This window comes from Xenorhabdus bharatensis (assembly GCF_037996705.1).
Taxonomy (GTDB): Bacteria; Pseudomonadota; Gammaproteobacteria; order Enterobacterales; family Enterobacteriaceae; genus Xenorhabdus; species Xenorhabdus bharatensis.
In genome coordinates this window covers 80,595-94,342 of the sequence record NZ_JBBMXG010000013.1, presented here as the reverse complement: position 1 = coordinate 94,342, position 13,748 = coordinate 80,595, and the positions used below count along the sequence as shown (strand labels likewise).

The 13,748-nt window shown below is 39.3% G+C and carries 9 protein-coding genes; 3 read left to right on the top strand and 6 right to left on the bottom strand.

Annotated features, from left to right (window positions below; translation table 11 throughout):
* Positions 1 to 16 precede the first annotated feature (16 nt).
* Together AAC855_RS21790 and AAC855_RS13655 are read right to left on the bottom strand one after the other, a co-directional pair.
* On the bottom strand, positions 17 to 3,256 hold the full coding sequence (locus AAC855_RS21790) for a non-ribosomal peptide synthetase (protein ID WP_340610335.1): 3,240 nt from the start codon (positions 3,254 to 3,256) through the stop codon (positions 17 to 19).
* A 595-nt stretch (positions 3,257 to 3,851) separates the two neighbouring features.
* Positions 3,852 to 5,489 carry a cyclic peptide export ABC transporter gene (locus AAC855_RS13655; RefSeq protein ID WP_340610334.1) on the bottom strand — a complete coding sequence of 546 codons (1,638 nt, stop codon included), beginning with the start codon at positions 5,487 to 5,489 and terminating at the stop codon, positions 3,852 to 3,854.
* Between the two features lie 547 nt (positions 5,490 to 6,036).
* Between AAC855_RS13655 and AAC855_RS13650 the strand changes: the two genes are divergently transcribed.
* Together AAC855_RS13650 and AAC855_RS13645 are read left to right on the top strand one after the other, a co-directional pair.
* A complete protein-coding gene (locus AAC855_RS13650; RefSeq protein ID WP_340610333.1) occupies positions 6,037 to 6,243 on the top strand; it encodes a hypothetical protein in 207 nt (68 codons plus the stop codon).
* A gap of 614 nt (positions 6,244 to 6,857) precedes the next feature.
* Complete coding sequence (locus tag AAC855_RS13645; protein ID WP_340610332.1) at positions 6,858 to 7,073, top strand: hypothetical protein; 216 nt, start codon at positions 6,858 to 6,860, stop codon at positions 7,071 to 7,073.
* Positions 7,074 to 7,227: 154 nt separating this feature from the next.
* On the opposite strand, the gene AAC855_RS13640 is transcribed toward AAC855_RS13645, so the two are convergent.
* The 4 genes from AAC855_RS13640 to pth all read right to left on the bottom strand — a co-directional run bounded on the left by AAC855_RS13640 (position 7,228) and on the right by pth (position 13,189).
* Positions 7,228 to 9,336, bottom strand: coding sequence for a peptidase domain-containing ABC transporter (locus tag AAC855_RS13640; RefSeq protein WP_340610331.1), 2,109 nt, complete (start codon positions 9,334 to 9,336; stop codon positions 7,228 to 7,230).
* Complete coding sequence (locus AAC855_RS13635; protein WP_479715141.1) at positions 9,333 to 10,619, bottom strand: HlyD family secretion protein; 1,287 nt, start codon at positions 10,617 to 10,619, stop codon at positions 9,333 to 9,335. Before AAC855_RS13635 ends, AAC855_RS13640 begins: the two co-directional genes overlap by 4 nt.
* 743 nt (positions 10,620 to 11,362) lie before the next feature.
* Entirely contained in the window at positions 11,363 to 12,454 is a 1,092-nt protein-coding gene (gene ychF, locus AAC855_RS13630) for a redox-regulated ATPase YchF (RefSeq protein ID WP_340610328.1), read from the bottom strand.
* Positions 12,455 to 12,598: 144 nt separating this feature from the next.
* A complete protein-coding gene (pth, locus tag AAC855_RS13625; RefSeq protein WP_340610326.1) occupies positions 12,599 to 13,189 on the bottom strand; it encodes an aminoacyl-tRNA hydrolase in 591 nt (196 codons plus the stop codon).
* A gap of 261 nt (positions 13,190 to 13,450) precedes the next feature.
* Between pth and ychH the strand changes: the two genes are divergently transcribed.
* Positions 13,451 to 13,729 carry a stress-induced protein YchH gene (gene ychH / locus AAC855_RS13620; protein WP_340610325.1) on the top strand — a complete coding sequence of 93 codons (279 nt, stop codon included), beginning with the start codon at positions 13,451 to 13,453 and terminating at the stop codon, positions 13,727 to 13,729.
* Positions 13,730 to 13,748 lie beyond the last annotated feature (19 nt).

Below are 13,748 nucleotides of genomic sequence, written 5' to 3'. Positions count from 1 at the left end.
CATTCGAGAGCCAGATTTATTCCATCGATTCATAAAGACCCTGTAGGGATCCTGCGTCAAATTGCATTAATTGAGCGTTGATAATGCACTCTTCAAGTTGACTGATAGAGGGGTGTGCAAACAGTTGTTGAATGGAAAGGTCAACCTCAAAGATTTCATTAACCTTTGACTGAAGTTGCAGCACCAGAAGCGAGTGTCCGCCGAGTTCAAAGAAATTATCGTGGCGGCCGACCCGGTCTATTTTCAGTATCGTCCGCCAGATATCTGCCAGTTGCTCTTCGGTTTCCCCCTGCGGTGCCGCATATTCCTGAGCGCTGACTGATGAATAGTCCGGGGCAGGCAGAGCACGGCGATCCAGTTTTCCGCTCACTGTCAGCGGGAAAGCCTCCAGCATGACAAAGGCGCTGGGAACCATGTAATCGGGCAGGCTACGACTCAACTGCTCCCGCAGTTCGGAGATGCTTGGGGTAATGCCGGAGTCAGGGACGATATAAGCAACCAACCGCGTATCTGCCGTATCATATTCACGGGCAATGACGACGACTTGTTGAACACCAGAGCACTGAGCCAGACGGGTTTCAATTTCACCCAGTTCAATGCGGAAACCGCGGATCTTGACCTGAAAATCGTTACGACCCAGATATTCGATATTACCATCTGACAACCAGCGTCCCAGATCGCCGGTTTTATACAGGCGAGCGTTTGAGTCAGTGGCAAAAGGATCAGCAATAAAGCGCTCTGCTGTCAGTTCGGGGCGATTCAGATAACCACGGGAGACGCCGGAACCACCAATATAAATTTCACCGGTGACGCCCAGAGGAGTGGGCTGGCCATCAGGGTCAAGGATATAGATTCGGGTGTTAGCCACCGGTTTGCCGATACTGGGCAGTGGCAGGGAGCTATCCACCGGACAGAAGGTCGCTTGAACAGTACATTCTGTTGGCCCATAAGCATTGATAAAACGGGTCGTTTTTATCTGCTGTAAACGCGACCATACGGCAGGGTGAATAGCTTCTCCGCCGATCAAAGCCAATTTGGGTTGATAATCAGTACTGGTACCTAAACCCGCATTTAACAACCCGTGCAGTTGTACGGGGGTGCAGTCAAACATATCTACTTCGTGATGAGCCAGATAATTCCAGAGCTGCGGTCCGTCGGTACGGATGGCATTCGGAATGATGACCAGCGTATGACCGGCAAGTAATTGCAGACAGCTTTGCAACGAGGCATCAAACACGATGCTGGCATTCAGGGCTACGCGGCTTGATGGAGTCAGTTCGAGCATCAACTGTAACCCGATATACAGGTTGATGACGTTGTGGTGTTCCACCATGACCCCTTTCGGTTGTCCGGTGGAACCGGAAGTGTAGATCACATACGCAAGATGATGTGAGTTCAGCCCACTTGTACGGTGGTCGGGGTTCGTATCCGGCATCTGGTCAAAGACGGATGAATTGCTGTCATCCAGTAACACGATTGTCGGGAAGCTTTCCAATCGATCAGTCAGGGAGGATTGTGTGAGCAGAGCGACGGGAGCGGAATCTTCCAGCATATAAGCCAACCGTTCAGCCGGATAAGCAGGATCGAGCGGAACATAAGCGGCTCCGGCTTTGAGAATACCCAGCAATCCGACTATCATTTCCGGACTGCGTTCTACACAAATAGCAATCCGGTCATCCGGTTGCACTCCTAACCCAATCAGATAATGTGCCAGTTGGTTGGCCCGGCGATTTAATTCATCATAAGTCAGCTGATTGTCACCATAAACCAGAGCCATCGCTGCCGGTGTCTGGTCAGCCTGTTGCTCGAATAATTGGTGGATCAGGGCATCTTGTGGGTAAGAGACGTGAGTGGCATTAAAATCACAGAGGATCTGCTGAAGCTGGTGTTCGTTCATTAACGGTAATTGACTAATAACCTGTTGGTCATCATCCGTTATAGCTGCCAATAAAGTGAAAAAATTATCCATTAGCTGAGTGATAAACTCAGAGTCGAACAATTGAGTATCGTAATGGAAACCACAATTAATTTGCTTATCAACCTCAATCAGGTTGATCATTAATGGTACAGGCATTTCAGCATAATAAGGATATGGAAAAGAGCGTAGTTCTGCGCCTGCCCACTCCACTGTAGTAGTACCGCTTTGATCCATCCATAACGATGGCAGGTCATGGATATATCTGGGTTGATGGAAGGTCATGATTGTCTGGAAGACAGGGTGGGTATCCGCACTGCGCTGTAACTTAATGTGCTCCAGTATTTTCGCAAAAGGATATTTCTGATGCTCAATCGCCAGACGAATACTTTTAGCGGCCTGTAAAATATGTTCCTGTACTGTCATTTCACCCTTGATCTGGGCGCGTAAGGCAACCGGATTGATAAACTCACCGACAACTTTGCTCCAGTGAGACCGGCTACGGCCGGGCATGATAGAGCCGACCAGAATATCATCCTGACCTGTATAGCGATGTAGCAGAAGTTGATAAGCAGCCAGAAAAATGGCAAACAGGCTATTATGGTATTTTGGTGTCAGTGCAAGTAATTTTGCGGCCAGTGCATCAGGGAGTCTACGAGTCACTGTAATTTTATCCGCGACAGAAGAGGGAGTTCTGACACTTGATTTATTGCTGACAGGTAATTGTAATTCGGTTAACTCACCACTTAGACTATCACACCAGAATCTCTGTTGTTTTTTTGCATTGTTACTATTAAGCCACTGTTGTTGCCAGATAACATAATCCTGATAACTCTGTTCCGAGGCAGGAGGTAATTCTTGCCCGGTTAAAAGCATGCTGAGTTCTTCCAATAATATCCAATAGGACCATCCATCAACGACAATATGGTCAAAGGTTAATACCATGACACATTCCTGATCATGGCACTGATACCAATTAACATAAATCCGCAGCGGATTTTCGAGATCGAAAGGATACCAGCAATCATTGCGGACTAACTGTTGAAGCGTTTCTGCATCCAGATCCCGGGCATCATGTTTTTTGATTGTAACAATGGCATTTTCTGCTATTTGATATCCCAGTTTACCGCCATATTGACCAAAACTAGCCCGTAACATAGGGTGGCGTCTGATCAGATGATTAAGTGCATCTTCTAATTTCTCAGCAGTTAATCCTCTGACTCTGGCACAAAATGCGCTATTGTTCTGCCCCCTTTGGGCCGGGTTAATTTGATATTGAAACCAACGGCTGCTTTGAGCTTCAGATAAAGCAAATGGTTTCAATGTTTCAGGATGATTCATTTTATAGCTCCCCTTTTATGGGCATATGGAAAAACAAAATTTTCAGAACTGATAAAACAAAAAAAGTGGAACAGAATTAAAGCCAAGGGTATTGGCTAAATAAATTTCAAAGAAATATATTTTCTAATAAGAAACTTAATGTGGTGAAAGTATTACACAACAAAAAAAATAACAGCGATAAAATGAGTGGAATTTTATAGGGAAGTTATAAGTTAATTTCATCTTTATATGGACTATTTCTTGTCTTTGTTATTGGGTTTAATGTAATGGGTTATATACCAAGTCAACTTCGAGATACGTGTTATATCTCTCCGCGTGGTGGGGAGATATAAGGATTCGCCTCATATTACCCGTAGTCACCTGAAGTTTATCGAGTATATATTAAGTAAAGTTATTTTACAGAGTGATAGCAATGTTATTGTATATCTAATTTTATTAGAGCCCCGTTTTCTTTCATGTTACTAGTATTAATGTTTTATATTAAAGCGTGTTTTAAATAATAATGCATGGTTTAAAAAAAAGAGCCTGTTTTCATGAGGCTCTTAAAATGGGCGAGGATATATATATTATAATTAATTTTTTGATCTAGATCATTTTAGCTAGGATGATGACTGCTGGTTTTTATCTCCTTAATATGCCCATCTTCCAATTTAATTACGCGTTCTGCAATATCAAAATATGCATCATCATGGCTAATTACAATAACAGTCTTGCCACGGGATTTTAGCTCTGGCAATAACTCAGTATAGAAGATTCTTTTAAATACAGGGTCTTGATCTGCCGCCCACTCGTCAAATAGATAAATAGGGCGGTCTTCTAAATAGGCAGCGACTAAAGCTAATCGTTTTCTCTGACCAGCGGAAAGATCAGTCGTTGAGAATTGCCCGTCGATAACTTTGACTTTATGGCCCATGTTTAAGGCTTCAATATAGTGAGTTGCCTTCTCAGTAACATTCGTACCGGTATTTAATAGTTGATCGAATAAATGATAATTGGAGAAAACGGCCGAAAAATACTGGCGATAATGTTCATTATTCGTTTCATCCATTTTTATGCCATTAAGTATGATAGAGCCTGATTCTTGTTCGAACAAACCGACTAATAGCATAGCAAGTGTTGTCTTTCCACTCCCGTTTCCTCCGACAATAAACACTATCTCACCCTGAGAAATAGTCATGTTCATCGGCCCTAGTTTAAATTCCCGATCTTCTTTATCAGTAGTGTAATGGTGAATAATATCTTTTAACTCAAGAGATAAGGGTTTTTCGGTTAAAAAGGGATCCGGGGTGTTAGCCTGCTGTATATACAGAGATTCTTCCAGCTCGCTATCCAGCCGTTTCATTTTTTGTAATGAAACTTCCGCCTGCCTTAATTCAGGAATTGCACCGATTACCTCACTGATAGGGCCAGACAAAAACAGAACAATCAGAGTCACCGTCATTAACGTTGCCGGTTCCTGAGGCAGCCAGATAGGGACGACAAAAATCATCAGTCCGATAACAATATAGAAGATTACTGAGCCGGCATTCAGTACCCAGGCATAGTTATTATTCGCCTTGATACAGATCTCTTTGAACTTTAGTGCCGCAGGGGAAATGACTTTATCAATAAACGCATTACCTTTTTGGCTATTGAGTTTCAGCTCCTTGCTGCCATCGATCAGTTGCTGAAAATTGAGGTATATTTTATCTACTTGTTCACGCATCTCTTCCATCAGACGTATAGGACGTTTTTCCAAAAAATAGAAGAGAGAAGCGGTTACCAGACAGACAATAGCCAAAATGATAAATAGCTGCCATGAAATCCAGGCTAAATAACCGAAACAGGCAATGATGAGTGTAATATTACCAAAAACAGTCGGAGCTAACATAAAAGAGTGGATAAATACATCAACATCTTTAGTCAGAACGGCCAGTAATCCATGTTTCCCAAAACGGTTCAATTTTTTAAAAGGTGCCCGTAATATTTTATTACTCAGGCTCAGACGCAGGGAATAAATGGTTGCCTGAGTTAAATGTGACAACATAATTTCTGATAGTGTTTTAGTAACAAAAAAAATAATACAGAGACCAAAAAAGTTCCAGATAAACGAAGTTAGATTAACAGATCCTGTAATTCCCTGGCTAATCATCCCGACTACTGACGCCCCGGAAAATCCACTGATCAATGCAAATATTGTTGATAGAAGCAGCAATATCCAAGATTGGCGATAGAGATAAACTATTAGAGTCATAAACTAAACCATTATAGGAGGTTATAGGTAATATAAAAAATATACACCAGCCAATGAGACCCGTAATGGTTATTTTTTTCTAGTGAAAATTCAAGGAAGATTTATAAATGAAAATATGAATAAAGTTAAACCGTGATAAAATTCACAATTCAAACATGATGGGTTTTTCCTTAATTATTAGAGGTGATCTTTTTCCTTAATAGATAGAAATTATTATAATGGTGGAGGCAGTTACATCTTGTTAATCAGAATAATCAGTAAGAACATGGCTAAATAGTCACGCTCAGTTACACACCAATATCCTGAATAATGTGAATCGAATTTATTAAAAAAACGTAAATGAGAATGACAGATGGAGTGGTTAGGGTAACCAAAGTTTGTTTGATAGGGGTTTATGTTTGGTGGTTTACTTTAATGTCGGATCAAAAAAGAATAATGCCATAGTGTATTAATTGCAATATGAAATTTACTCTTCGTGTAATAGTAACAATGGTATTTTTGGTATTGATGAGTTTAATAAATATCGTAATGATGAATGAGGTTAAATATGAAAGAGTTAACAGGAAAAGAATTTGAGCAAGTTTCTGGGGCTGGTTTAGTAGATAGTTCTACATATCATCCACATGAAGTAGGTAAAGGAACTGAGTATGGTAGTATAATAAAGATGATTGAAAAATGGGGGGAAGGTGCACATCCAAGCACTCCTGCAATTATTGTAGAACCAAGTACTCCCACAGTCCCAGTCGGAAACTAAGTCACTAAAGTCAGGAAAATAATCCAGACTGAATCATTACTGATACTCTGTAATTTCTGCGTTTTTTTAATTTGAATACATGTTATATAGAAGCCAGTCACTCTGTTTTATTAGAGTGACTGGCTTTTTTTAAACAAACTAACCACCTTTAAGAAGTAGAGTTGTTTTTTATTGTACGGCCTTCTGAAATTCATTAAGTATAGAGTTTGTTTACCTTTATAAATTCAATTAAAATTGCTAATGATTTAATGGTTAAAGGTCACAATAAATTCCCTATGCAATAAGGTGTAATTAAAGTTTATTATTGGATAATTATTGGAAATAAATAACAAATTCAATATCTATTTTCACAATATAATGACTTTTGTTTTTAATTATATATTTTTATGAGTAAGGCATGAATTCAATTTACTATGAATGAGTATGTGATAATTGCTGGGTTAATAGTTAATTGGATTTTATTTTGTTTAATGAAAGTTAATGTTGAGTGATATATTGTAATGACGTAGTAGAGATAAGCCATGACTCAGAGTATCAATTCTATATTGTGGTTTTTACGGCTAGTAGCCATTTAATCGTTGAAATAAGTACCCTAATTAATAATGAGGTAACATATGAAAGAGTTAAATCAAAAAGAAATGGAGCAAGTCGCTGGTGCTGGCTGGAAAGAACTGGTTGAAGGTGTTGTGCATTTGTTTGAACAAATAGGTGAAGGTGTAGTCGGTATCTTGGAAGACGCGGGTGTTGTGTCTAAAGAAACTGGAGAACATATTAAAGGTTCGCTTGAAAAAGGAGAAAAAGCCATAGATGGATTTATTGATTCTATTTAATTAATAATAGACCATATGGCAAGAACCACCCACGCTATTTTATTAGCGTGGGTATTTTTTTATAGGCCATAAATTATTCTCTATAGTATATTGTTGAAAAAAACTTCCTCGCAAGGCGGCTCTGAGACATTATAAAATCTGCCAGATGGGATTATTAGGTAGCTTTAGGAATAGAAATAACACGCTCTGCAGATTGGATGGTTGAGGGCCTGTGCGCAATGATAATCCGGGTAATATTTAATGAAGAGATTGACTCGTTAATATATGACTCATTATCTAAATCCAGATGGCTGGTTGCCTCATCCATAAATAGGATGCTTGGGCGACGATACAGCGCCCTTGCAATCAATAACCGCTGTATTTGCCCACCGGATAAACCACTGCCTAACTCACCAATCAGTGTTTCATATCCCATGGGCATCAATAAAATATCCTCATGAATATTTGCACGTTTAGCACATTCTTGAATGAAATGTGCATCTGGTGAGTGGGTAAACCCTGATATATTTTCTGCGATAGAACCGGAAAGTAATTTATCATCCTGTAAAACACAGGCAATACATTTTCGGTAGTTATTTAAACCAATAACATTAATATCAAGCCCATTCATTAGAATTGTACCTTTATTGGGCTCCAATAAACCGCTCATGATCTTCATTAACGTTGTTTTCCCGGCTCCGGACGGACCAACAATTGCGACACTTTCTCCCGCATTGATATGAAGATTAAAGCCAGAAATAATCGGTTTTGATAGACTATCATATTGATAATATAAATCATGGATGGTTAAATTAACCGCTTTTCCTGAAAAACCAAGTTCCCGATCTGGCGTTTCTTTTTCTGTGTCAGTCAGTACGATATCGGCAATCCTTTCATTATGTAAATTTAACATGCGTAATTTTATGGCCATATCAATTAAATTACTCGCTCTGTCAGCAAATTGCCCACGATATGAATTAAAGGCGACAAACATCCCAAGAGTCATATGATTATCGATAACTAATGATGCTCCTAACCACAGAATAATAATTTGCTCACTGGTTGAAATAAATTTATTAACAATATTAAGAATGGAGCCTATCTTGCTAAGTCTGGTATTCGAATTAAGCGTATCAATATTCAGATTTAACCAGGATTTTGCCCGGCTATCACATAACCCCAGCGCTTTTAATGTATTAATGCTATACAATGTTTCCATAAAATGAGAATTAGCTCTGGCATCTTTAACTATCTGTTCCTCAGAAAGCTGCCTGTAATATTGGTAGGTTATAAATCTGATTATGATATAAATGACAGTAAATCCTAATACAACCCAAACCAGCCAATTGCCGTAAAGCATCATCATAATGAAGACGCTAACCAGCATAATAGTATCAATAATGCTGTTAATAATATTTTGAGTGAAGGTTGTCCGTATTACATTGAGTGAACCAAAACGGGACTGAATATCACCTAATTTACGTTTTTCAAAGTAGGCTAACGGTAATTTCATTAAATGATCAAATACACCGGATTTCCATTGTACATCCACAAATGCTTCCATAGTAATGGATGTCCAGCTACGCAATGTGGATACACTGACTCTAAATAAAATGAAAAAGAGTAAACCACAGCAGATGATCTCCAGAAGGCTATGATCCTGAGCTATGATGACATGGTCCATGATTAATTGGGTTCCGACCGGCAAGAGTATATTAATTGCTTCTATAACCAGAGATAAGAAAAATATTTTACTCAGTGTCGATTTAATTCCCTGAATATTATTCAACAGGGAGATAATGCGTAATCTATTTTGTTTTTTTATCGGAACAAATTCACTGCTTGGCCACACTTCTAATGCAATGCCAGTGAAGTGTTTGGATACTTCCGCAAAAGTCATCACACGTTGCCCGAACGCAGGATCATGAATAGTAATTTTATTTTTTTTTACATTAACTAAAACGACAAAATGATTCATGTCCCAATGTAAAATACAGGGTGTTTTTAATGCTTGAAGCTCATCAAGATCCAGTGCTACAGCTCTGGTTTTGAACTTAAGAGTAGTGGCAATATTGATCAGTGTCGTCAGAGTGACGCCGCGCGTGGAAATTCCAAATTGGCTGCGTAAGCTGGATAAATCAATTTGTAGCCCATGATAATGAAATACCATTGCTAAACTGGCTAATCCACATTCGGCTGCTTCAGTTTGTAAAATTTTAGGAACTCTTCTTCTGAATCCTAGATTTAATCTTTCGGTGATAGTTTCAAAAGAGGTTTTATTCATTTTTGAGGGCCTGCCAATGTTTTTTTCATGTCATAGAATGGTGCGAACATCCACTGATAAAGAGGTCTTTTTTCAAGGAAAAAAGTCGATTGAGCTTTCATTCCGTTAGATAAATATAATTTTCTTCCATTATAATTGAACTGTTCTTTCTTCAGGCCAACCAGAACCTTATAATATGATTCGGTTTTGTCTCTGGGGATATTGACTGGTGAACTTCTATAGTGAGACATTTCTTGTGGAGAGGCAGGAATATAGGAAATATTATCGATGTCTCCTGAAAATTGGCCAAACTTCTCAAATGGGAAAGCGTCATAACGTATATTAATATCATCACCTTTTTTGATATAAGGTAAACTGCTATTAGGAACCCATAAAATCAAATAATAAGTTGGTTTCACATCATCTGGGCTTACCTGAACTAAATTATCATTTGTGACAACCATTTGACCATCGGTAAAACTCATTGATTCAACCCGTCCATCAATAGGCGAGGTAATAAATATTGATCCGCTGACATTCATTTCAGTCAACTTTTGTTCTAAATCATCCTGCTGAATTTTATATTGTGAAATTTGCTTATCAAAATCGGATTTTTGCAGCATTATGTCACTATTCAGACTGGTGATTTTTAATGAATCGCTGATGTATTGACTATAGAGGTTTTGATACATATTTTGTTGCTGATAATAAGAGTAACCGTAGTTATTAAACTGATCTTTTGTAATAAGCCCCTGTTCTTGATAAGTTTTATAGTTCTTCATATTTTCTTTTGCAAATTCAACACCCTGACGTGCATTTTCTACAATGATCCTGTCCTTTTCATGTGATAGTTCATACTGATTCTTTTGTTCTTCAAGGCTGGCTAAAGTAACGCTTTTATTATGCTCAAGGTTTTCAATGATCTTGTTTATTTGCATTATCTGGTTTTTGAGGGTGTTTTGCGCGTTAGTGCTGGTTTTACCGGATTCTGTCACTTGGCTGATATCAATCTGGTAAATTTTCTGACCTCTTTCTACGATATCACCAACTTTTACAAATGACTTTAAAATAAAACCTTGCTGAGAGGCAAAAATATTGATTGGATGAGGGTTAGTGATGACTTCACCATAAACATTAATACGCCTTGTGTAATTTCCAAAAGTAATAAAAATAAATAAAATGGTCAGAAAAACTAGTGAGGCAATACAAATAACCCATGCCGGAACTTTTGCTATCAATAGTGCCTTACCAGTCCATCTGGATTTTTTATTATCTAAGGCTTCTTGCCTAAATAACTTATTCATAGCAGTCATTTATGATTAATCTTCATGTTTTATTTGATTGAAATGTGCCTGAATGTAATTGAGTGCTACCATTTATCAGGTAATGTCAGTGGGTTGGCGGATTTGATACTATCTTACTGTAATATAGTTAACCTGAATGTTACTTAAACCATTAATGAGGTTTCAGAGGCTTAATGCGGGGGTCTGTTGGATATAAGAGAGAGAAGGGGAAAGCGGGGAGGGCAGAGTTTCTTCCGGAATGAATTAATGATGTTGATAGAGTATTAGTTAAATAATTTATTAACTTATATACTAATTCAACTTCAAAATATAAGGATTCGCCTCATATTATCCATTGAAATTTGAAGTTTATCACGTATATTGATGGATATTCATTGAGTTATATTAAACTATTTTATTTTGGGTAATAAATATCGATTTTAAGAGATTTGATAATATAACAAGAAAAAGTCAATGAGAATAAAGTAAGTAATATAAAATTTTAATTATCAGGTAAATGAAAAGAATTATTATTAATTGTTGATAATCGTATATTTATAAAAATGATTAACGAGGGAAGTTAATAAAAAAACAACTTGAAAGACGAAGTGTATAGGTATAAATAGTTAGTTCACGGTAATAAAGAGGGTTTTGGTTATATTTTTAATGCGGCGCTGAATCTGTTTATGATATCAACGCCGCCTTCATATTAAAACTCGTCAGTGACGAGTTATTCCATCGAAATGGAAAAAGGGCAGGGGATATTACACGTTAAACAGGAAATTCATTACATCGCCATCTTTAACGATATACTCTTTTCCTTCCGCCCGCATTTTGCCCGCTTCTTTTGCACCTTGCTCACCTTTATAGGTGATGAAATCTTCAAATGCGATAGTCTGGGCACGGATAAATCCTTTTTCAAAATCAGTATGGATTTTACCCGCTGCTTGTGGTGCGGTTGCTCCTACCGGGATTGTCCATGCGCGGACTTCTTTCACGCCAGCGGTGAAATAGGTTTGCAGGCTCAACAGTTCGTACCCGGCGCGAATAACACGGTTCAGGCCCGGTTCTTCCAGCCCCATTTCAGCCATGAACTCTTCACGATCTTCATCTTCCAGTTCTGCGATATCTGCTTCAATGGCAGCACAAACAGGCACAACGACAGAGCCTTCCTGCGCAGCAATAGCACGAACGGTATCAAGATGCGGGTTATTTTCAAAACCATCTTCATTGACGTTAGCAATGTACATCGTTGGTTTGAGTGTCAGGAAGCTCAGGTAACGAATAGCGGCTTTCTCTTCCACACTCAGATCCAAAGCACGCAACATGCCTGCCTGCTCAAGGTGTGGGAGACATTTTTCCAGCGCGGCTAATTCAGTCTTCGCGTCTTTATCGCCACCTTTGGCTTTTTTCTGGACGCGCTGGATAGCACGTTCACAGGTTTCCAGATCTGATAACGCCAGCTCGGTATTGATAACGTCAATATCAGCCGCCGGATCAACCTGACCGGAAACGTGAATGATATTGTCATTGTCGAAGCAACGTACAACGTGACCGATCGCTTCGGTTTCACGAATGTTGGTCAGGAACTGGTTACCCAGACCTTCGCCTTTTGATGCGCCTTTCACCAGACCGGCAATATCTACAAATTCCATTGTGGTTGGCAGAATGCGCTGTGGTTTAACAATTTCAGCCAGCTTGTCGAGGCGTGGATCCGGCATCGGAACAACACCGGTATTTGGCTCGATAGTGCAGAAAGGGAAGTTTGCTGCTTCGATACCTGCTTTGGTCAACGCATTGAATAATGTAGATTTACCGACGTTAGGCAGGCCAACGATACCGCATTTGAATCCCATAAATTTATCACCTTTGATTACTTATAAACCAAAAAAGAATATGCCCGTTATCTGGCTTGGAAGCCATAGGACATAACCTGTCGGTCAGTTATATAAAATTGGCGCCATTATACACGCAATAGCATCACGTGCCATGTACTCCCGTCAGGCACTGGCTTTAAATGCGTGCAGGCGGTTAATGGCTTTGCTCATGCCATCTTTCATAAGAATATCAGTACAGCTTAATGCTTCTGCGATAGCATCATCAATCAGCTTTTGTTCACTGGCGGGGGGTTTGCCAAGTACAAATCCCACAACTTTGTTTTTATCACCCGGATGGCCAATGCCAACCCTCAGGCGATGGAAATTAGGGTTATTGCCGAATTTGTTCTGGATATCTTTCAATCCGTTATGCCCGCCATTGCTGCCGCCCAGTTTCATTTTTGCCACACCCGGCGGGAGATCAAGTTCATCATGTGCAACCAGAATTTCATCCGGCTGGATACGGTAAAACCCGGCCAGGGCAAGAACAGACTTACCACTGAGGTTCATGAAGGTCGTTGGCACCAGCAGGCGGATATCCTGCCCGTTTATATTAATTCGAGCGGTATAACCGAAAAATTTACTTTCTTCTTTTAAAGATTGGTTATGGCGCTGTGCTAATAAATCGACAAACCATGCTCCTGCATTGTGGCGGGTCTGTGCATATTCAGCCCCGGGGTTTGCCAGACCAACGATTAATTTTATGTTACTCACAGTTTGGTTTCGCTTATTGGCATTAAGGTATTAAAAAAAGAGGCCTAGTTTACCTGCCTCAGAGCTTGAGTACAAAATTGATTATGATATTAGATAATAGGATGTCAGTATTAAAAATAAGTTAAAATTTGTACAGCTTGTGATCACCGGCGCAATAACCTTTTTAATACTATGGCTATAATAACTAGGAGGCATCCGCTTTCGTGCTTTTGAGTTCGTTTGTAAACAAATTACGTTCACAAAAAGTATTGGAGGTTGGCTATGGGACGTAAAAAAGCGTTTATTCTGGGTAATATTTTTATGGGATTAGGCATGGCAGGGATGCTTATTAGTCTAGCCTATGTCTTGCTCAGCCATATATTTAATATTAAGGAATCTGAATTTTTTGCGGGAGTTGCACTGGTAGGGTTATTTGTCGGTGCACTTATTTGGTTGGGTGGTGCTAGTCTTGGAGGACGGGAGCATATAACGGATAGATATTGGTGGTTGAAAAATCATGATGAGCGCTATCGTCGCAAAAAGCAACATAAGCATTCCTAATTTTATTAAGAGATATTTA